The sequence below is a fragment of the Marinovum sedimenti genome, from assembly GCF_054052205.1.
Genome location: NZ_CM133223.1, coordinates 607064 through 626168, shown reverse-complemented (window position 1 = coordinate 626168; position 19105 = coordinate 607064). Strand labels below are relative to the sequence as shown.

Sequence of the window (19105 nt, the reverse complement as noted above, 5' to 3'; positions counted from 1 at the left end):
ATGACCGGCAAACTGGCGATTCTGGCGGGCGGTGGCACCATGCCTGCCGCTCTGGCCGAGGCCCATCCACAGGCGGTCTGCGTGGCTTTCGATGGCGTCGATACCCCGATGCCGCGCGTCGATGCGCAGCACCGGTTTGAGGCGTTTGGTGCTTTTCTCGATGATCTCAAGGCGCGTGGCGTGGGCCGGGTTGTTCTGGCGGGTGGCATTGGCCGCCCGCCGCTGAACCCGGCGCAGTTTGACCCCTTTATGATGCAGCTCGCGCCGCGTTTGATGGCGGCGATGCAAGGCGGCGATGATGCTTTGGCGCGGCTGGTGATCGCGGTGTTTGAGGAAAGCGGTCTCGCGGTTGTCGGCGCGCATGAGCTGCTGCCGGAATTGACCGCTGAGGCGGGGCTGTTGACCGGAGCCGACCCGAGCGAGCGCAACCGCACCGACATCGAGCGCGCCACCGATATCCTTTTGGCGCTGTCGCCGCTGGATGTGGGGCAAGGCGCGGTGGTGGCTGATGGGCTGGTGCTCGGGATCGAAACCCAGCAAGGCACCGATGCGATGCTGCGCTTTGTCGCTGAAACGCCGCCATCGTTGCGTGGCAAGGGCGGCGTGCTGGTGAAACGGCCCAAGGCAGGCCAGGATTTGCGGGTCGATATGCCCGCCATCGGGCCGGATACGGTGCGGGCTGCCGCGGCGGCGGGGCTTGACGGCATAGTCATCATGGTGGGCAAGGTGGTGCTGATCGAGCGCACGGCGCTTTTGGCGGCGGCCGAGGAGGCCGGGCTGTTTATCCTCGCTGAAGACGGCTGAGATGCGGATTTTCGTGATCGCAGGCGAGCCGTCGGGCGACAAGCTGGGCGCGGCCTTGATGGCCGGATTTCGCAGCTTGATGCCCGAGTCCGAGGTGGAGTTCATCGGCGTCGGCGGGCCACGGATGGAAGAGGCCGGGCTGGCCAGCATCTTTCCGATGGACGAGATCAGCGTGATGGGCGTGAGCGAAATCCTGTCGCAATACAACGCGTTAAAGGCGCGGGTGGTCGAGGCGGCAGAGGCGGTGATTGCCGCGAAACCGGATGTTTTGATCACCATCGATTTACCGGAATTTAACCTTCGGGTGGCAAAAATCGTCAAGGCGCGCAGTGACATCCGCACGGTGCATTATGTCGCCCCCACGGTTTGGGCTTGGCGTCCGGGGCGGGCGAAAAAGATGGCGCGGCACATTGATCAGGTGCTGGCGCTTTTGCCGTTCGAGCCGCCCTATATGGAGGCGGCGGGCATGCGCTGTGATTTCGTCGGCCACCCGGTGGTGACCGATCCGTTGGCGAGCGCGGCCGAGGCGCAGGCCTTCCGCGATCGCCACGGGTTTGGCGCGGCACCGGTGCTTCTGGTGCTGCCGGGATCGCGCAAGAGCGAGGTTGGGCGGCTGGGCCCGATCTTTGGCGAGGTGCTGCAAAAGGTCTGCGCCACGCGGCCCGAAATGCGGGTGGTGCTGCCTGCGGCGGCCCCGGTGGCGGGGCTGGTGAAAGAGATTGCGGCGGGTTGGCCGGGGGCTCCGGTGGTTCTCGACGGCGGTGCCGAGGGCGCGCAGGCGGAAAAACACAGCGCCTTTCGCGCCGCCGATTTGGCGCTGGCGGCGTCGGGCACGGTGTCGTTGGAACTGGCCGCTGCCGGCACGCCAATGGTGATCGCTTATGACATGAACTGGCTGTCGCGCCAAATCATCGGGCGGTTGCTGCGGGTGGATACGGTGACGCTGGTCAATCTGGTGTCCGACACCCGCGCGGTGCCGGAATACGTTGGCAAAGCCTGTGTGCCCGAGGCGATTGCTGCGGCCGTTTTGCGGCTGGCCGATGCACCGGAAACGCAACGCGCGGCAATGGCGCTGACGATGGAGCGGCTGGGGCAGGGACAAGAGCCGCCGGGCCGTCGCGCGGCGCGCGCCGTGCTGGATGGTCTTGGCCGGACCGAACCCTATTCATGACAAACGCCGCCCCGAGGGGCGGCGTTTTACACTAACACTCGCGCAGAGTTACTGCTGCGGGCCGTCTGCGAGCACGCTGGCCTTGTCAAACCCGGCGGTGAACCCTTTAAGCGACATGGTCGAGGTGATCACCTGTTCGGGCGCAACGAAAGGCCGGATCAGAACCTTGGCCGCGGCACCGCGTTTGAACGACGCAATATCATCCGCCGTCAAACCGATGCGCGCATAACAGCCCTGACGGTTGCAGAACGAGAATGGATAGCTTTTCGCCTGCCCGCCATCGACCGAAATGCCCAGCTGGCCGGTCAAAAGCGTCTCAAGCGGCACGATGATCGTGGCACCGGCAGGAAGCTTGGCATCTTTGGGCAGACGGAACAGCGAGATTTCCGCCAGCGCGTTGCCGTTCTCTTCTTTCAGCAGCTGATACAACTGGCACGGATCGGTCTCGGGTTTTTCCGTGCGGATGCACCGCAATTCCCAATCCCCCACCGTTTCCTTGACGTAGGTGCTGCCAAGCTGCGGTTCGCCGCTGGCCTCTTCGGCTTCGCCTTCGGCGGGCTGGCTTTCGCTGGCCGTGCCCTCGGCGGGCTGCTCTTCCACCGCAGGCGCGTCTTCGGCCGTGGATTCGGTGGTCTCATCTGTCGTGGTGTCCTGTGCCGCGACGGGACCCGCCAGCGCCATAAGGGCAATCAGAGACAGGGAATAAAGTGTTTTGGGCATCGGGCCCCCCTTTAGTTAACACGCCCATATGGGTCTGTATTCATTATACCGCAGCGCTTAGCATGACTGATCAGAACTGTCAGGCGTTTCGTCTTCTTCCACGCGCCATTCATGGTGCATTTTTCCGTGAAGCGATGCAACGTGATGCGGAGTTGATGCAGGGGCCGTCGGCAAGTGCTTGCCAACAATGAGAAAAGGGGCCGACGGATCGACCCCTTTTCATTTTTCTTGCTCCCCGTCGGACTGGCCGACTTAGTCATTGACGGGACGCTACGAATTAATTTGCCATCGGTCAACAGGCAAGTTTTCACTTTTTGCAGAGCAGGTTCAAAAGCGGTTTGGTTTTGAAACCAAGCCGGCAACGAAAAAGGGCCGCACCGTCTTCGGCGCGGCCAGTCTGACAGGGAGGAAGTCAATCCGAGAACAGACTCTGAAGTCTCTCTCCGACATTGAAGAACATAACGCGCAAGGGTTAAGATAGCGTTCCCGGTCCGTGCCGGGGCAGGCGTGTCCTGTTTTTCTTCTTTGGGCGGAGATGGTTATGGCCGAAATTTTTGTTGGCGGCGGTGGCCCCGCGTATGGGGAACATCAGGGGCTGAAGCTGAAATACGCCAATCGCCACGGGCTTATTGCCGGGGCCACGGGCACGGGCAAGACGGTGACACTGCAAATTTTGGCCGAGGGGTTTTCCAAGGCCGGTGTGCCGGTGTTCCTGTCGGATGTAAAAGGCGACCTGTCCGGTCTGGCCGCCGCGGGCAGCGCCGATTTCAAGCTGCATCAGGCGTTTGCCGAGCGCGCCGCCACCATCGGCTTTGACGATTTCAATTATGAGGCTTTTCCGGTCACTTTCTGGGATCTGTTCGGCACGCAAGGCCATCCTGTGCGCACCACGGTGTCCGAGATGGGGCCGCTGCTGATTTCGCGCCTGCTCGAGCTGTCCGAGGCGCAGGAGGGCATCGTCAACATCGCGTTCCGGCTGGCAGATGAACAGGGGCTGGCGCTGCTTGACCTCAAGGATTTGCAAGCGCTGCTGGTTTGGGTTGGCGAGAGCCGCAAAGAGCTGTCGCTGCGGTACGGCAATATTTCGACCGCCTCAATCGGTGCGATTCAGCGGCGCTTGCTGGTGCTGGAAAATCAGGGCGGTGCCGGGCTGTTTGGCGAACCGGCGCTGGAGCTTGACGATCTGATGACCCTTGATCCCGCAGGGCGCGGGCAGATCAATATCCTGGCCGCCGACACGCTAATGGCCTCGCCCCGGCTTTATGCGACCTTCCTGTTGTGGCTGCTGTCAGAGTTGTTCGAGCAACTGCCCGAGGTTGGCGATCCCGACAAGCCCAAGCTGGTGTTTTTCTTTGACGAGGCGCATCTGTTGTTCGACGGCGCGCCGGATGCTCTGGTCGACAAGGTAGAACAGGTGGCGCGGCTGATCCGCTCCAAGGGCGTGGGCGTGTATTTCATCACCCAGAACCCCGACGATGTGCCCGAAGACATTCTGGGCCAGCTCGGCAACCGGGTGCAGCACGCCCTGCGCGCCTTTACCGCCCGCGACCGCAAGGCGCTGCGTTTGGCGGCGCAGACCTATCGTGACAATCCCCGGATTGATATCGAAGAAGCCATTCGCGAGGTCGGCGTTGGCGAGGCCGTGACCTCGATGCTGGTGAAAAAGGGCATACCGGGCATGGCCGAGCGCACCCTGATCCGGCCGCCGTCGTCGCAGCTTGGTCCCTTGGATGCGGCGACCCGCCGTGCCGTCATGGCGGCCTCGCCGGTGGCGGGGAAATATGACGTGGTGCAGGATCGGGTGTCGGCGTTTGAAATCCTCGCCAAACGGGCCGAGACAGCGGCGCAGGCGGCCGAAGAGGCAGAGCAGCGCGAGGAGGACGCCGAGATTGCGGAACGCGAATACCGCGCCGGGCGGCGCTATTCCGGCAAGCGGGTGACACGCTCGACGTCGCGGCCCAACCGGCGGTCTTCGCACGGGGAAAGCTTTGGTGAGGCGATGACCAAGGTGGTGATGAAGGAGCTTAAGGGCACCACCGGGCGGCGGATTGTGCGTGGGATATTGGGCGGGCTGTTTAAGGGGCGGTAGCGTTTAGGGAGTGTTATCGCCACGCTTGCGCGTGTCGACAGGCTGGGGGGGCCAGCCCCCCCAGACCCCCCCGAAGGTATTTAGGAACAGAAGAAGTAAAGGGGTTGTTAAGTTTCTGGGAGTAGACCTCTTGGGGCGAAGCGGAGGACCAGGAGGAGGATTACGCCCATTGTTAGCAGCCGCATGTGTTGGACCGAGTCCTGCAGGTGCGCTTTGAGCGCGGAACCGTCGGCCATGCCTGAGGTTACTGCGTCCATGACCAATGCGCCGAAGGGCTCGACCTGGACCCAGAGGAACCAGATCAGGAAGCCGCCGAGAACCGCGCCGAAATTGTTGCCCGAACCGCCGACAATCACCATCACCCAGATCAGGAAGGTATAGCGCAGAGGCTGATAGCTTGACGGCGTCAACTGGCCGTCCAGCGTGGTCATCATTGCGCCCGCAATGCCGCAGATCGCGGATCCGAGCACAAAAACCTGCAAGTGCCGCCGGGTGACATCTTTGCCCATCGCCCGCGCCGCGACCTCATTGTCGCGGATCGCGCGCATCATCCGGCCCCAGGGCGAATTCAGCGCCAATTGTGCCAGCACCAGCACCACGATCAGCACCACGGCAAACATCAGCCCATAGCCGAGCTTGACGTAGAGGGTCGAGGCGGTGGTGGGATCAAGGCCAAGGCCGGTGGCGCGCTCGACAAAGGCCGGATCGTTTTGCAGGTCGATCTCATAGGGCATCGGGCGGGGCAGGCCGATCACGTTTTTCACTCCGCGCGCCAGCCAGTCTTCGTTTTTCAGCACCGCGATGATGATCTCGGCAATGCCGAGCGTCGCAATCGCGAGGTAATCCGACCGCAGCCCCAGCGCCGTCTTGCCAATCACCCAAGCCGCGCCTGCCGCCAAAAGCCCACCCACCGGCCAAGCCAGCACAATCGGCAGGCCGAGGCCGCCAAGATAGCCCGTCAGCGCCGGGTCGATCCGTTCGATGGCGTCGACCGATGGGTCAAAAATCATCCGGTAGAGCAGGAAGCCCACCACCAGAACCGCCAGCGAAGCCACAGCCCGCCGCCAGCCTTTGGCCATCCTCCGCGTAAGCCAGACCGCCAGCGCAATCGTCAGGCCGCCGACCGCGAGTGCCGCCACCACGCCGGTGCCACCCGCCGCCCAGGCCGCGCGCACCGGTGGCATCGCGATGATCACCGTCGCCAGCCCGCCCAGCGCCACAAACCCCATGACGCCAACGTTGAACAACCCGGCAAAGCCCCATTGCAGATTGACCCCCAGCGCCATCAGCGCCGAGACCAACCCCATGTTCATGATCAACAACGCCGAGTTCCAGCTTTGCACAAACCCCGTGCCGAGGATCAACAGAGCGACGCCACCAAACAGCGCCAATGTTCGGACAGATTGGCTCATACCGATTTCCCCTTGAACAGCCCGGTGGGCTTGATCAGCAGCACAATCACGAGGATCACAAAGCTGACCGCAAATTTGTAATCTGTGCCCAGAAGCTGGAGCAAGCCGTCCGGCTCCCACGCCTCGGGCACCATGTATTCCACCACTTTCTTCCAGGCATAGGTGATGCCAACCTCGGAAAACGCGATGACAAACCCACCGGCAATTGCGCCAATCGGGCTGCCAAGACCGCCAACAATGGCGCTGGCAAAAACCGGCAGGAGGAGTTGGAAATAGGTGAATGGTTTGAACGTCTTATCAAGCCCATAGAGCGTGCCCGCAACCGTCGCCAGCGTCGCCACCAGCAGCCATGTGATCATCACCACACGCTCGGGGCTGATGCCTGAGAGCAGCGCCAGATCCTCGTTGTCGGAATAGGCGCGCATCGATTTGCCCGTCCGCGTGCGGTTGAGAAACCAGAACAGCAGCGCCACGGTGATCACCGCCGTCACCACCGTCAAACCTTGGGTGGTGCGGATGCCGAGCCCCTCTTCCAACCCGGTCAAGTCTTTGAAGTCACGTACAGAAATGATGAACCGTTCGCCATCGGCAAAGCGCTGATCGTCGGCCCCGATGATGAAACGCACCAGCCCGTTGTAGACAAACATCACCCCCATCGACACGATCACAAGGATCACTGGTTTGACCTTCTGCGCGCGGTAAAACTTGTACACCACTCGGTCGGTCAGCAGCACCAGCGCCATCGCGCCAAGGATGCCAAAGGGCAGGGCCAGCAGCGCGGTCGGCAGCGGGCCAAGGCTCACTCCCCAGCTTTGCAAAAGCCAGGTGAACAGGATCGTGACCATCGTGCCAAAGGCCATCGTATCGCCATGGGCAAAGTTGGAAAACCGCAGGATGCCGTAAATCAGAGTCACCCCAAGCGCCCCCAGCGCCAACTGGCTGCCATAGGCAATCGCGGGGATCAGAACGAAATTGGCAAGCGCGACAAGCGCGTTGAGAAGGTCCATCAGTTACCTCTTGCGGTTCGGGCCGCAATGGCCTGCATAAGCCATAGTCTTGCCGTCGTGGAAATCGATCTGCCAAAGCGTTTCGCCGCCCGGCCCGATCATCATGGTTTCGCGCGACACATCGGTGGCAAAGGCAACCTGTGTCGCTCCCGCTGTGGTGCGCGCAAGCTTGGCCGAATATCGCCCGCCTGTCGCGATAAGCACCTCACCGCGGTGCCCATCACCGTCAACAATCACGGGCAGGTCAACGGCTCGGGTGACACCGTCAAGGGTCTGTCTCTCGAACCGGCACAGGCGTTCCTGTTTGGCCGCAAAGGCAATCGCAGGCACCAAAGCGACGCTCGCGGCCATGGTCACGATATACAAAAGCCTCATCTCATCCCCCCAGAAAACTGCGCCGCACATCAGGATCCGCCAGCAGCTCCTTGCCGGTCCCGGTGTGGCCATTGCGGCCCTGCACTAGAACATAGCCTTTGTCAGCAATCTCAAGCGCTTGGCGGGCGTTCTGCTCGACCATCAGGATCGAAATTCCGGTGCGCGCCACTTCGATAATCCGGTCAAACAGCTCGTCCATCACAATCGGCGAAACCCCGGCGGTCGGCTCATCCAGCATCAGCACCTGCGGCTTGGTCATCAACGCCCGGCCTACCGCCACCTGCTGGCGCTGCCCCCCCGAGAGTTCGCCCGCCGCCTGGCGCCGCTTGTCTCGCAGGATCGGGAACAGCTCGTACACCTGCGCCATGGTCTGCGACACGTCATCGGTGCGGATAAAGGCCCCCATTTCAAGGTTCTCCTCCACCGTCATCGAGCCGAAAATATTGTTGGTCTGCGGCACAAAGCCCATGCCCCGCGCCACCCGGTCTTGCGGCGAAAGCTTGGTGATGTCTTGCCCATCGAGCCGCACCGTGCCCGAGCGCACATCAAGCATCCCGAACACCGCCTTCATCGCCGTCGACTTGCCCGCGCCATTGGGCCCGACAATCACGGCAATCTCGCCCTTTTCGACCGCAATGGTGCAGTCATGCAGGATATCCGGCCCCTGACCGTAACCCCCGGTCATCGTATCGCCAATCAGAAACGGCTCAGCCACGTCCCCCTCCTTCTTCTGTTCGAAAATACCTCGGGGGTGTGGGGGCTGGCCCCCACAAGCGCAACGCTTCCGCCATCACACCGTTTCCTTGTTCTTCAAACCGGTGCCAAGATAGGCCTCGATCACCTGCTCATTGGCTTTGATCTCACCAATTGTGCCCTGCGCCAGCTTCTTGCCCTCGGCCATCACAATCACCGGATCACAGAGCCGCGCGATGAAATCCATGTCATGCTCGATCACACAAAAGGTATAGCCGCGCTCTTGGTTCAGCCGCAAAATCGCATCGCCAATGGTGTTCAACAACGTGCGGTTCACCCCGGCACCCACCTCATCCAGAAACACGATCCGCGCGTCGACCATCATCGTGCGCCCCAGCTCCAGCAGCTTTTTCTGCCCGCCGGAAATTGCCCCCGCCGGGTGATCCGCCAGATGCGACACCGTCAGGAAATCCAGCACCTCGTCGGCCTTGGCCCTTAAGCTACGTTCCTCATCGGCAATCCGTTTCCGCCCGAACCATGTGTTCCACAGCACCTCACCCGATTGCCCGCCCGGCACCATCATCAGGTTCTCGCGGCAGGTCATCGAGGAAAACTCGTGTGCGATCTGGAAGGTGCGCAACAGCCCCTTGGAAAACAGAACATGCGGCGCCAGCCCGGTGATGTCTTCACCGTCCATGAACACCCGGCCCGACGTCGGCGGCAAAACCCCGGCGATCACGTTGAACAGCGTGGTTTTGCCCGCGCCGTTGGGGCCAACAAGCCCGGTGATCGAGCCTTTGGCGATCTCCAGCGTGGCGCCGTCAACGGCGTGAAACCCGCCGAAATGTTTGTGCAGATTTTCAACCCGGATCACGGTGCATCCCCCATTTGCAGGAACAGCCCGGCGCAAACCGGGCTGTTCCAGTGTCAGCAGTTAGCCGAAAATCAGCGGTAGCCGAGATGTTCCAGCTTGCCGCCCTTCATTTCCACTTCAGCGTAGCCGCCCGAAGCTTCACCCGGCTCGATTAGCTCGACCGAGGATGCGCCAACATAGTCGATGTCGGTGCCCGCCGCGATCAGCTCAAGCGCTTTGCCAAGCTCGCCGGCATAGATCTTTTCGCCCGGCGCATTGGCCAGTTCCATGACCTTGGCAGCGGCCTCCGTGCCGTTGGTCGACCCTGCAGCCGCCATCGACAGCAGGATAAGCGCCATCGAATCGTAAGCTTCCTTGGCATAAACCGAGGTGCCGTCGAAGCCTGCGGTTTCCGCCAGCCCAAGGAAATCTGCGCTGCGCTCGTTTTCAACGCTGGGGTTCTGGCCGAAAGAGCCGTCGATATCGCTGCCGAAGTTGTCTTCGAGAACGGTGCCGATCATGCCGTCGGGCAGAACAAAGGTTTCAAACGCGCCGGTGTCGAGCGCCGCCTGAATGATGCCCGAACCGCCCTGATCGACGTAGCCGACCACAACAAGCGCATCGCCACCGGCCGAGGCGAGCGAGCCGACTTCGGCCGAGTAATCCGCCTTGCCGTCTTCATGGCTGACCGACAATGTCACCGAACCGCCCAGCTTCTCATACGCCGCCTGAAAGCTGCCTGCGAGGCCGGAACCGTAATCGTTGTTGGTATAGGTCATGGCAACTTCATCGATGCCGCGATCCTTGATGATCTGCGCCATCACATCACCTTGGCGCGCGTCGGACGGGGCCATGCGAAAGAACAAGCCATTGTCTTCGATCGACGACAGACCCGGCGAGGTGGCCGAAGGCGAGATTTGCAGGATGCCGTTGGGCACCGAGACGTTGGACAGAACCGCGCCGGTCGCGCCCGAGCACATTGCGCCCATGATCGCCTTGACGCCATCGGATGTCACCAGCCGCTCTGCCGCCGCTGTGGCCGCTGCCGCATCGGCACAGGTGCCGTCGCCGCGCACCGGCTCGGCCATCATGCCATCAAGAATGCCGCCCGCTGCGTTGATCTCGGCCAGCGCCATTTCAGCACCTGCCGCAATCGGCGGGGCCAGTGTTTCGAGCGGACCGGTAAAGCCGAGAATCACCCCAACCTTGAGCGACTCGGAGTGGCTCGCAGCCTGTGCGGACAGTGCGGTCAGGCCGGTCAGTGCCGTGGCCATCAGAAACTTTTTCATCATTATATCTCCCTGAATGGATAAGGATATCCGAGCGACAGCCTATGCCCGGATTTTCAGGATGAAAAGGGGGATTGCCGTCGGGTGAGGTCATGGCGTTCACGAAAACATGTTGCGGATGGTCGGGGCCTGTTGATGCACTATCCTTAGAGTGGACATCTCAGGAGGATCCTTATGTTGCGCCTTGTTCTCGGCCTTATCCTGGCCAGCACCGCTGTTAACGGCGAAACTCTTCAGACATCGGCAGGGGCGGTTGAGGTGACAGCGGTGGTGCGCGGCCTCGACACGCCTTGGGCCGTCGGCTTCCTGCCCGGTGGCGGCCTGTTGATCACCGAACGGGATGGGCGTTTGCTGCATGTCGCGCCGGGGGGCGGCTTTAATGCGGTCTCTGGCCTGCCGCCAATCGCGACAGACGGGCAGGGTGGCCTGCTTGATATTCTGGTGCCGCGTGATTTTGCCCAAAGGTCCGAGATTTTCATGTCTTTCGCGGATCCCGATGGTGGCAAAGCTGGCACCGCCGTGATGCGCGCCCGTCTCAGCGCTGATCGCACGAGGCTTGAGGACACCAAGACGATCTTTTCCATGACCGCGCCCACCGGGGCAGGCCAGCACTTTGGCTCGCGTCTGGTCGAGGCCCGCGATGGCACGCTGTTCCTCACCATCGGAGACCGGGGCGACCGTCCCGCGGCGCAGGATCTCAGCCGCCATAACGGCTCGGTCCTGCATATCACCCGCGACGGTGCCCCGGCGCCGGGCAATCCTGATCTGGGTGGCCTGCCCGAGATCTATTCTTACGGCCATCGCAATCCGCAGGGGGCCGCGCTCGACCTTGCGGGCAATCTTTGGGTCAACGAACACGGCGCGCGCGGCGGTGACGAGGTGAACCGCATCCGCAAAGGCGGCAACTATGGCTGGCCGGTGATCGCCTATGGTCGGCATTATTCCGGCCTCAAGATCGGCGAAGGCACTGAAAAAGCCGGGATGGAGCAGCCCGAACATTATTGGGACCCGTCCATCGCGCCCTCGGGCATGCTGTTTTACTCGGGCAAACTGTGGCCCGAATGGAAGGGCGATCTGTTCATTGGCTCGCTGAAATTCGACTATATCTCCCGGCTCGAAGGCCCCCCAATGCGCGAGGTCGAGAAAATCGCCGCTGACGAAACGGCGCGTGTGCGCGACATCCGCGAAGGGCCCAACGGCGCGATCTGGTTTCTCAGCGTCGGGCAGGGCGCGCTGTACCGCATGACCCCCGCCAAGTAGGGGCGCGGTGGGCAAACCCCACAATCCCTCTGGCACTGCGGCGAAAATGGCGACAAGCTTGGCGAAAACCCGGAGTTTTCATAATGTCATTTCTGCCGCGTCTTCTGCTTTGTCTCACCGTCCTGATCACGCCGCATATGGCGCTGGCCCAAGGGGCGGTGAGCTTTTATGACAACTATCTTGCCCTGCGCGCCCGGCTTGATCCGCTGATCATGAGCCGCAGCATCGCACAGGCCTTGCCCGCCTTTGGCGACGTGAGCGAAGCCGCCGAGCTCGCCGCGCTTGAGGGCCGGGTGCGCGAGATTTTCCCTGTGGATTTCGAAAACGTCGCCCTGATCCGCCGGGTGGATCTAGAGCATGGGTTTCGCCAAGAGCTGATCGCCTATTGGACCGAAACCAGCTATATTTACGTCTACCTCGTGCTGCACCAGCGCGACGATGGGCTGCTGGCGCTGGCCTTCACCTTCAACAGTGATTTCGACGATCTGAACGGTCTGTTCTAGCACAGCCCTTGGGAAAAACCGCGCTACGTCAGTTCCTTAGCGCCTTGGGTGCCACGCTCGCGATAGGGCGTGGTGTCATAATGCGCACGGTAGCATTTCGAGAAATGCGACGGCGAGGCAAAGCCACAGGCCAGCGCCACGTTGATCACGCTCATATCGGTCTGCATCAACAGGTTGCGCGCCTTTTCCAGCCGTAGCTCCATGTAATAGCGCTTGGGCGACCGGTTGAGATAGCGCCGGAACAGCCGTTCCAACTGGCGGGTCGACATGCCAACCTCTTTGGCCAAAATCGACGGGCTGATCGGCTCTTCGATATTGGCTTCCATCTTCTGAATGACTTGGCTCAGCTTGGGATGGCGCACGCCAATGCGGGTGGGCACCGACAGCCGCTGGGTGTCTTGATCGGTGCGGATCGAGGAATAGATCATCTGGTCGGCCACCGCATTGGCCAGCTCTGGCCCGTGATCATTGGCCAGCACCTTGAGCATCATGTCGATAGAACTGGTGCCGCCCGCCGTGGTGATCCGGTTGCCATCAATGGCAAACACCGACTTGGACAACAGCACATCCTCGAATTCCTCGGCAAAGCTGTCGTGATTTTCCCAGTGGATCGTCGCCCGTTTGCCATCGAGCAGCCCGGCCCGCGCCAGCACATAGCTGCCAGTGCACAGCCCGCCGGTCCCGATGCCCTTGCGGGCCTCGCGGCGCAGCCAGTTGAGCAGGCGCTTGTTGGTGGCGCTCTGGATATCAACACCGCCACACAGCAGGATGGTATCGTCGCGCTGCAACTCCTCAAGATCGCCCTGAAGCTGAAAACTGGTGCCCGCCGAACAGGTCTGAAATTCGCCGCCTTCGCCCAGCACCCGCCAATCATACAGCCGCTTGCCCGACATCCGGTTCGCCAGCCGCAGGCACTCCAACGCCGCCGCAAACGGCAACAGCGAGAAATTCGCCAGCAACACGAACACAAAGCGGCGCGGTTTGGCCGGGGCGTCGACCTCGACTTCGTCAGGAGTGGATTGCATCACTGCGGGCCTTTGTGCGGGAGGGTGGATTTTCGACATCAGCCTTGTCGCAAATGGACAAGATGCGTCAATTGGACCCAAGCCTTGGCCAAGGTCAAGCCCCGCTCAAACCCATCCTGATCCCGTCGGGGAAATCACGTATGGTCACTGCGGGATCCGCTTTGTATAAGCGCAGCGTTCCGATAACGCTAACCACCGGAGATAAGCGATGAGCGAGTGGCAAAAATCTGACTGGCGCAACAAGCCCCGGATTCAGATGCCGGAGTATACCGACGCGGGGGCCCTGAGTGCCGTTGAGGCGCAATTGGGCAAATATCCGCCGCTGGTCTTTGCTGGCGAAGCGCGCACGCTCAAGGCCAAGCTGGGCGCCGCATCGCGGGGCGAGGCGTTTCTGTTGCAGGGCGGCGATTGCGCCGAAAGCTTTGAACAGTTCAGCGCCGATGGCATCCGCGACACCTTTAAGGTGATGTTGCAGATGGCGATGGTGCTGACCTTTGGCGCCAAGGTACCAGTGGTGAAAGTGGGCCGTATGGCCGGCCAGTTCGCCAAGCCGCGCTCTGCGCCGACCGAGATCAAAGATGGTCAAGAGCTGCCAAGCTACCGCGGCGACATCATCAACGAGCTGGATTTCACCCCTGAAAGCCGCTTCCCCGATCCCAAAAAGATGCTGCAGGCCTACACCCAGGCCGCCGCAACGCTGAACCTTCTGCGCGCCTTTTCGACCGGGGGCTATGCCGATGTGCATCAGGTTCACCAGTGGACGCTGGGCTTTACCGACCGGGAAGAATCCGAGAAATACCGCGAAATGGCGGGCCGGATCACCGATGCGCTCGACTTCATGAACGCGGCGGGCGTCAACGGCGAATCCACCAATGCGCTGCAAACCGTGAGCTTCTACACCAGCCACGAAAGCCTGCTGCTGGAGTATGAAGAGGCGCTGACACGGCGTGACAGCACCTCGGGCAAGTGGCTTGCGGGCTCGGGGCATATGCTCTGGATCGGCGACCGCACCCGCCAGCCCGATGGCGCTCATGTGGAATACGCCAGCGGTGTGATGAACCCGATCGGCCTCAAATGCGGCCCGACGACCACGGCTGACGATCTCAAGGTTCTGATGAAAAAGCTGAACCCGGAAAACGAAGCCGGTCGCCTGACCCTGATCGCGCGTTTTGGTGCGGGCACCGTGGGCGAACACCTGCCGCGTCTGATCAAAGCGGTGCAGGAAGAGGGTGCCAATGTGGTGTGGTCCTGCGATCCGATGCACGGCAACACCATCAAATCGGCGACCGGTTACAAGACCCGGCCGTTCGAAAGCGTGCTGCGCGAGGTTCGTGAATTCTTTGCCGTGCACAAGGCCGAGGGCACCATCCCCGGCGGCGTGCACTTCGAAATGACCGGCCAGGACGTGACCGAATGCACCGGTGGCGTGCGCGCGGTGACCGAAGAGGATCTGTCGGATCGCTATCACACCGCCTGTGACCCGCGTCTCAACGCCTCGCAGTCGCTGGAACTGGCGTTCCTTGTGGCCGAAGAGTTGGTGGCGCGTCGCGACGCCGGGGCCTCAAGCCTCGCAGGCTAAGCGCTGCACAGTAGCTGTACAGTACATGCAAAGAAGCCCCGGTTGGTTGACCGGGGCTTTTTCTTTTCCACCAAGGTGGGGCTGTGATGGGCTCAGTCCGCAGGTTCGACCAGTCGCAGATAAGACACGGCACTCGCCCGATGGCTCGGTTGCGGCTCTGCCTGCCCGACCACCTTATGGCGCGGTGCCGTAGCGACCGAGGGCTTAGGCCGCGCCCGCAAATCGGTGATATCGCAGTGCAGCACGTCAAAACGGCGCGGGGCCACGCCAACCGGCCCGTCCGACACCAGACAGCCCAACACCCGGTTGATAGCGCCGAAATCATCCATCAGTGGCAGCAGTAACAGCCGCCCCGCCAGATCCTGCGTCCCGGGGCGTTTCTCGGCCACCAGCGTCATCTCGGCGCGCGCAGGCGCATCGAACACCTCAAGCAGAGCATGGGCCAGCCGATCCCGCGACAGCGGCGCCAACATCGCCGACAGCGGCATGCCGCGCACTTCCATTCCCATCAGGTCGCACATATGGGTGCCACCAATGCGCAGACGCGCGCGGTCTGTGCCGGCGCGCTCTGCGATAAAGGCAAATTCCAGCGCGGTCTCAATCCCGCGCGGATCAATCTTAGACCGCGACGGCACCGTCTGATTGCCGCGCATCGCCTGCCAGTAGGCCTCGACCTGTTGCAGCGGCTGGCCCCATTTGGCGCGCAGCTTGCCGTTCAACGGCACGATCTGCGATACGCCATCATCGGCGGCTCGACTTCCGGCCATGCCTGACCTCGTGTCATTCAAACACATCATCTCTTCCTCAACTACGCCCCGCCCATTGTCGCCCGAACGTTTGCCGAACCGGTATCTGCGCTAATGGTTACCCAATTCCTAATATTGCATAACTTTGCCAAAATAAGTGGATTTCCTGAACCTTTGGTTAACCCTCGTGAACGCCGGCTGACGGTGCGGCAGGGCAAATAACCTTGCCCAGATCGCGGCGATTGCCTATTCCGGACGTCAAATCATGCGGATAGGCGCGCATCCACCGCTAGATATTGCGCGCCGCGGCCAAAAGGGAAAACTGTGATGCAATCAATGACGGGGTTCGCGTCGGGTCAGGGCGCGTTTGATGCGTTTACCTGGAGTTGGGAGATTCGCAGCGTCAATGCCAAGGGCCTCGATCTGCGCATCCGCGTGCCCGACTGGATCGAAGGGCTGGAGGCCGAATTGCGCAAGCAGGTCTCGGCGCGGTTGCAGCGCGGCAATGTCACCGTCGGTCTGCGTCTGTCGCGCGAAGAGAGCAACGGCAGCCAGCAGGTCAACGCCCGCCAGCTTGATGTGGTGCTGACCGCGATGGCCGAGATCGAGCATCAGGCGATGGCGCGGCATGTGTCGATTGGTCCGTCCACCGCGGCCGAGATTATCGCCCTGCGCGGCATGATGGAACAAGAAGAAGACGCCACCGACACTGCCGCCCTGCGCACTTCTATTCTTGAGGATTTCCAATCGGTTCTGACGTCTTTCTGCGAGATGAGATCAGGAGAGGGCACCTCGCTGCAGCAGGTTCTGTCTGATCACATCGACAGCATCGAAACGCTGACCGAAGATGCTCATGTGGCGGCAGAGGCGCGCCGGCCAAAGGCCCGGGAAACCTTGAAAAATGCTTTGGCCACTGTTCTGGAAACCGCCGATGGCATCGATGAAGCGCGGATTGCCCAAGAGCTGGCGATGCTGGCCATCAAATCGGATATAACGGAAGAAATCAATAGGTTGCAAGCGCATGTGAAGGCAGCACGTGAACTTGTGTCTGCGAAGGGCAGCGTGGGCCGCAAGCTCGATTTCCTGATGCAAGAGTTCAACCGCGAGGCCAATACCCTTTGCGCCAAATCCGGCGATACGGCGCTGACGTCGATCGGGCTTGATCTCAAGGCGGTGATCGACCAAATGCGCGAGCAAGTGCAGAACGTGGAGTGACCCAAATGCCTGAAACCAAGCGCCGAGGCCTGCTTATCATCCTGTCTTCGCCCTCGGGCGCAGGCAAATCGACCCTCGCCAAACGCCTGCGGGCCTGGGACGATTCCATCGTCTTTTCGGTCTCGGCCACCACCCGCCAGCCGCGCCCCGGTGAGGTGAACGGCGTCGATTATCACTTTGTTTCCGAAGCGGAATTCAAGAAAACCGTGTCCGAAGGCGGCATGCTGGAACACGCCCATGTCTTTGGCAATTTCTACGGCTCGCCCAAGGCGGCAGTCGAAGAGGCGATCAACGCCGGCAAAGACGTGCTGTTCGACATCGACTGGCAGGGCGCGCAGTTGATCGAGAACTCTGATCTGGGCCGTCACACGCTGTCGGTCTTTCTGTTGCCGCCGTCGATCACCGAGCTGCGCCGCCGTCTGGAAAGCCGCGCGCAAGACAGTGACGAGACGATCTCGAAGCGGATGCTGAAAAGCTGGGATGAGATAAGCCATTGGGGCAGCTATGATTTTGTGCTGGTCAATGATGAGCTCGACAGCACCGAGGACAAGCTGAAAACCATCGTCACCGCCACCCGCCTGCGCCGTTTGCAACAGCCGCAGCTGACTGAACATGTCCGCACCCTGCAATCCGAATTCGAGGAAACGTCATGACGCTTTATGCCTTGGACGGGGTCCGCCCCGAGATCGCCGACGACTGTTGGATCGCCCCCGACGCCAACCTGATCGGCAATGTTGTTGTCGAAGACGGCGGCTCGGTCTGGTTCGGCTGTACCCTGCGCGGCGACAATGAAGAAATCCGCATTGGCGCGGGCAGCAATGTGCAAGAAAACGTTATTTGTCATACGGATATGGGGTTTCCTTTGTCCATTGGATCAGGTTGCACCATTGGCCATAAGGCGATGTTGCATGGCTGTTCAATCGGCGATAACAGCTTGATCGGCATGGGGGCCACCGTGCTGAACGGGGCCAGGATCGGGCGCAACTGTCTGATCGGCGCCGGAGCGCTGATCACCGAGGGCAAAGAAATTCCCGACGGCAGTCTTGTGATGGGCGCGCCGGGCAAGGTGGTGCGCCAGTTGGACGACGCCGCCATCGAAGGGCTGCGCAAATCCGCCGTCGGGTACCAAAACAACATGCGCCGGTTTCGTGCCGGGCTGACAGCACTGTAAGGCTTTCCAAATGCGCAATGACAAGGGCACGTTGATCCGCCCCGAAACCCTGATCGAAGGCATCAGCCGCCCGGTCGTGACCCCGCTTTCGCCGTCGGTGGTCTATGCCTCCGACACACCCGATACGCTGGATTCTCAGTACGAGGGCCGGGCGCATGGCTATACCTACGCCCGCGAAGGCCACCCCAACGCTGATGTTTTGGCGCGGCGGATTGCGGCGATGGAAGGCTGCGAGGCCGGGCTTGTGGTCGGCTCCGGCATGGCGGCGGTGACGGCGGTTCTGCTCGGGCTGTGCAAGGCGGGCGACCATGTGCTTGGCGGCGATCAGCTCTATGGTCGCTCTTTGCGGATGATGCGCGATGACCTGCCGCGGCTGGGCATCACCACCAGCCTTGCCGACCCGACCGACGCCGAAGCCTTCCGTGCCGCATTGCGCCCCGAAACCCGGATGATCCTGCTGGAAGTGGTGTCGAACCCGACGCTGCGGGTGGCCGACATCAAGGGTATCGCAGCGGTGGCCAAAGACGCGGGCGTGCTTTTAGTGATCGACAACACCTTTACGACGCCGCGCGGCTTTTTGCCGTTCACGCAGGGCGCGGATGTGGTGATCCATTCGGTGACCAAGCTGATGGCGGGGCATTCCGACGTCACGCTGGGCTGGGTCGCGGCCAGGGACGCGACGCACCAAAAGGCGATCTATGATTTCGCCGTCACCACTGGCCTCACCGCCAGCCCGTTCGATTGCTGGCTGGCCGAGCGTGGCTTGCTGACCTTTGATCTGCGCTTCGAAAGGGCGCAGGCCACGGCAGAGGCGCTGGCCGATGCTTTGGCCAAGATGCCGGGCGTCAAGCAGGTGCTCTATCCAACGCGCGACGATCACCCCGACCGGGCACTTGCGGCGGACCTGTTGAGCGGCGGCTGCAACATGGTGTCGTTCGAGATTGAGGGCGGGCGGGCGCAGGCCAATGCCCTGACAGACGCGGCGCGCGGCGTGGCCTTTGCGCCGACGTTGGGCGATGTCGGCACCACGCTGTCACACCCCGCCTCATCCTCGCACCGGGGCCTGACGCCCGAGGGCCGTGCGGCGCTGGGGATCACCGAAGGCTTTTTCCGGGTGTCGGTCGGGCTCGAACAGCCCGAGGCGCTGATCGCGGAATTTGCCAAGGCGGTGGCCGCGGCGCGGGCGGTGTAAC

At 61.8% G+C, this 19105-nt stretch carries 19 protein-coding genes; 10 read left to right on the top strand and 9 right to left on the bottom strand.

The annotated features are described in order from the left end of the window. Positions 1–804: an LpxI family protein gene (locus ACW9UO_RS03015; protein WP_457087510.1), complete on the top strand. Its 804-nt coding sequence runs from the start codon at positions 1–3 to the stop codon at positions 802–804. 1 nt (position 805) lies between these two features. Beyond that, positions 806–1975, top strand: coding sequence for a lipid-A-disaccharide synthase (gene lpxB / locus ACW9UO_RS03010; protein WP_457087509.1), 1170 nt, complete (start codon positions 806–808; stop codon positions 1973–1975). A gap of 48 nt (positions 1976–2023) precedes the next feature. Here the strand turns inward: lpxB and ACW9UO_RS03005 are convergent, their stop codons facing one another. Next, positions 2024–2695, bottom strand: a complete 672-nt coding sequence (locus tag ACW9UO_RS03005) for an invasion associated locus B family protein (protein ID WP_457087508.1) — start codon at positions 2693–2695, stop codon at positions 2024–2026. A gap of 541 nt (positions 2696–3236) precedes the next feature. Here ACW9UO_RS03005 and ACW9UO_RS03000 point away from each other — a divergent pair. Next, positions 3237–4784: a helicase HerA-like domain-containing protein gene (locus ACW9UO_RS03000; RefSeq protein WP_457087507.1), complete on the top strand. Its 1548-nt coding sequence runs from the start codon at positions 3237–3239 to the stop codon at positions 4782–4784. 107 nt (positions 4785–4891) lie between these two features. Here the strand turns inward: ACW9UO_RS03000 and ACW9UO_RS02995 are convergent, their stop codons facing one another. The 6 genes from ACW9UO_RS02995 to ACW9UO_RS02970 form a co-directional block, all read right to left on the bottom strand. Then, a complete protein-coding gene (locus tag ACW9UO_RS02995) occupies positions 4892–6196 on the bottom strand; it encodes an ABC transporter permease subunit (RefSeq protein ID WP_457087506.1) in 1305 nt (434 codons plus the stop codon). Next, positions 6193–7203, bottom strand: a complete 1011-nt coding sequence (locus tag ACW9UO_RS02990; protein WP_457087505.1) for a branched-chain amino acid ABC transporter permease — start codon at positions 7201–7203, stop codon at positions 6193–6195. The genes ACW9UO_RS02995 and ACW9UO_RS02990 overlap by 4 nt, the downstream gene beginning before the upstream one ends. Before the next feature lie 3 nt (positions 7204–7206). Further along, complete coding sequence (locus ACW9UO_RS02985; RefSeq protein WP_457087504.1) at positions 7207–7578, bottom strand: hypothetical protein; 372 nt, start codon at positions 7576–7578, stop codon at positions 7207–7209. A gap of 1 nt (position 7579) precedes the next feature. Continuing rightward, a complete protein-coding gene (locus tag ACW9UO_RS02980; RefSeq protein WP_457087503.1) occupies positions 7580–8293 on the bottom strand; it encodes an ABC transporter ATP-binding protein in 714 nt (237 codons plus the stop codon). A 75-nt stretch (positions 8294–8368) separates the two neighbouring features. Next, positions 8369–9145, bottom strand: a complete 777-nt coding sequence (locus ACW9UO_RS02975; RefSeq protein WP_457087502.1) for an ABC transporter ATP-binding protein — start codon at positions 9143–9145, stop codon at positions 8369–8371. Positions 9146–9216: 71 nt separating this feature from the next. Then, on the bottom strand, positions 9217–10413 hold the full coding sequence (locus tag ACW9UO_RS02970; RefSeq protein WP_457088592.1) for an ABC transporter substrate-binding protein: 1197 nt from the start codon (positions 10411–10413) through the stop codon (positions 9217–9219). 174 nt (positions 10414–10587) lie between these two features. Between ACW9UO_RS02970 and ACW9UO_RS02965 the strand changes: the two genes are divergently transcribed. Further along, complete coding sequence (locus ACW9UO_RS02965) at positions 10588–11673, top strand: PQQ-dependent sugar dehydrogenase (RefSeq protein WP_457087501.1); 1086 nt, start codon at positions 10588–10590, stop codon at positions 11671–11673. Positions 11674–11756: 83 nt separating this feature from the next. Further along, on the top strand, positions 11757–12176 hold the full coding sequence (locus tag ACW9UO_RS02960; RefSeq protein WP_457087500.1) for a hypothetical protein: 420 nt from the start codon (positions 11757–11759) through the stop codon (positions 12174–12176). A 23-nt stretch (positions 12177–12199) separates the two neighbouring features. Here the strand turns inward: ACW9UO_RS02960 and ACW9UO_RS02955 are convergent, their stop codons facing one another. Further along, entirely contained in the window at positions 12200–13201 is a 1002-nt protein-coding gene (locus tag ACW9UO_RS02955; RefSeq protein WP_457087499.1) for a GlxA family transcriptional regulator, read from the bottom strand. Between the two features lie 208 nt (positions 13202–13409). Between ACW9UO_RS02955 and ACW9UO_RS02950 the strand changes: the two genes are divergently transcribed. Then, entirely contained in the window at positions 13410–14780 is a 1371-nt protein-coding gene (locus ACW9UO_RS02950; protein ID WP_457087498.1) for a class II 3-deoxy-7-phosphoheptulonate synthase, read from the top strand. 92 nt (positions 14781–14872) lie between these two features. Here ACW9UO_RS02950 and ACW9UO_RS02945 read toward each other — a convergent pair whose 3' ends face one another. Next, a complete protein-coding gene (locus ACW9UO_RS02945) occupies positions 14873–15547 on the bottom strand; it encodes a PAS domain-containing protein (RefSeq protein WP_457087497.1) in 675 nt (224 codons plus the stop codon). A 306-nt stretch (positions 15548–15853) separates the two neighbouring features. On the opposite strand from ACW9UO_RS02945, the gene ACW9UO_RS02940 reads away from it, so the two are divergent. From ACW9UO_RS02940 to ACW9UO_RS02925, 4 genes are read left to right on the top strand one after another with little or no spacing between them, the layout of a single operon-like run. Next, the gene (locus tag ACW9UO_RS02940) at positions 15854–16741 is read left to right on the top strand and encodes a YicC/YloC family endoribonuclease (RefSeq protein ID WP_457087496.1); all 888 of its coding nucleotides are present in this window, start codon (positions 15854–15856) and stop codon (positions 16739–16741) included. A gap of 5 nt (positions 16742–16746) precedes the next feature. Further along, positions 16747–17394: a guanylate kinase gene (gene gmk, locus ACW9UO_RS02935; protein WP_457087495.1), complete on the top strand. Its 648-nt coding sequence runs from the start codon at positions 16747–16749 to the stop codon at positions 17392–17394. After that, complete coding sequence (locus tag ACW9UO_RS02930) at positions 17391–17912, top strand: gamma carbonic anhydrase family protein (protein WP_457087494.1); 522 nt, start codon at positions 17391–17393, stop codon at positions 17910–17912. Before gmk ends, ACW9UO_RS02930 begins: the two co-directional genes overlap by 4 nt. A 10-nt stretch (positions 17913–17922) precedes the next feature. Beyond that, on the top strand, positions 17923–19104 hold the full coding sequence (locus ACW9UO_RS02925; protein WP_457087493.1) for a trans-sulfuration enzyme family protein: 1182 nt from the start codon (positions 17923–17925) through the stop codon (positions 19102–19104). Position 19105: the final 1 nt, after the last annotated feature.

What these genes read in the sequence shown, in the direction of transcription:
- ACW9UO_RS02970 (WP_457088592.1), bottom strand. Translation starts at nt 10,413, where the DNA reads ATGAAAAAGTTTCTGATGGCCACGGCACTGACCGGCCTGACCGCACTG.
- ACW9UO_RS02945 (WP_457087497.1), bottom strand. Translation starts at nt 15,547, where the DNA reads ATGGCCGGAAGTCGAGCCGCCGATGATGGCGTATCGCAGATCGTGCCG.
- ACW9UO_RS02960 (WP_457087500.1), top strand. Translation starts at nt 11,757, where the DNA reads ATGTCATTTCTGCCGCGTCTTCTGCTTTGTCTCACCGTCCTGATCACG.
- ACW9UO_RS03005 (WP_457087508.1), bottom strand. Translation starts at nt 2,695, where the DNA reads ATGCCCAAAACACTTTATTCCCTGTCTCTGATTGCCCTTATGGCGCTG.
- ACW9UO_RS02940 (WP_457087496.1), top strand. Translation starts at nt 15,854, where the DNA reads ATGCAATCAATGACGGGGTTCGCGTCGGGTCAGGGCGCGTTTGATGCG.
- ACW9UO_RS02995 (WP_457087506.1), bottom strand. Translation starts at nt 6,196, where the DNA reads ATGAGCCAATCTGTCCGAACATTGGCGCTGTTTGGTGGCGTCGCTCTG.
- ACW9UO_RS02925 (WP_457087493.1), top strand. Translation starts at nt 17,923, where the DNA reads ATGCGCAATGACAAGGGCACGTTGATCCGCCCCGAAACCCTGATCGAA.
- ACW9UO_RS02950 (WP_457087498.1), top strand. Translation starts at nt 13,410, where the DNA reads ATGAGCGAGTGGCAAAAATCTGACTGGCGCAACAAGCCCCGGATTCAG.
- ACW9UO_RS02965 (WP_457087501.1), top strand. Translation starts at nt 10,588, where the DNA reads ATGTTGCGCCTTGTTCTCGGCCTTATCCTGGCCAGCACCGCTGTTAAC.
- ACW9UO_RS03015 (WP_457087510.1), top strand. Translation starts at nt 1, where the DNA reads ATGACCGGCAAACTGGCGATTCTGGCGGGCGGTGGCACCATGCCTGCC.
- ACW9UO_RS02990 (WP_457087505.1), bottom strand. Translation starts at nt 7,203, where the DNA reads ATGGACCTTCTCAACGCGCTTGTCGCGCTTGCCAATTTCGTTCTGATC.
- ACW9UO_RS02955 (WP_457087499.1), bottom strand. Translation starts at nt 13,201, where the DNA reads ATGCAATCCACTCCTGACGAAGTCGAGGTCGACGCCCCGGCCAAACCG.
- gmk (WP_457087495.1), top strand. Translation starts at nt 16,747, where the DNA reads ATGCCTGAAACCAAGCGCCGAGGCCTGCTTATCATCCTGTCTTCGCCC.
- ACW9UO_RS02985 (WP_457087504.1), bottom strand. Translation starts at nt 7,578, where the DNA reads ATGAGGCTTTTGTATATCGTGACCATGGCCGCGAGCGTCGCTTTGGTG.
- ACW9UO_RS03000 (WP_457087507.1), top strand. Translation starts at nt 3,237, where the DNA reads ATGGCCGAAATTTTTGTTGGCGGCGGTGGCCCCGCGTATGGGGAACAT.
- lpxB (WP_457087509.1), top strand. Translation starts at nt 806, where the DNA reads ATGCGGATTTTCGTGATCGCAGGCGAGCCGTCGGGCGACAAGCTGGGC.
- ACW9UO_RS02930 (WP_457087494.1), top strand. Translation starts at nt 17,391, where the DNA reads ATGACGCTTTATGCCTTGGACGGGGTCCGCCCCGAGATCGCCGACGAC.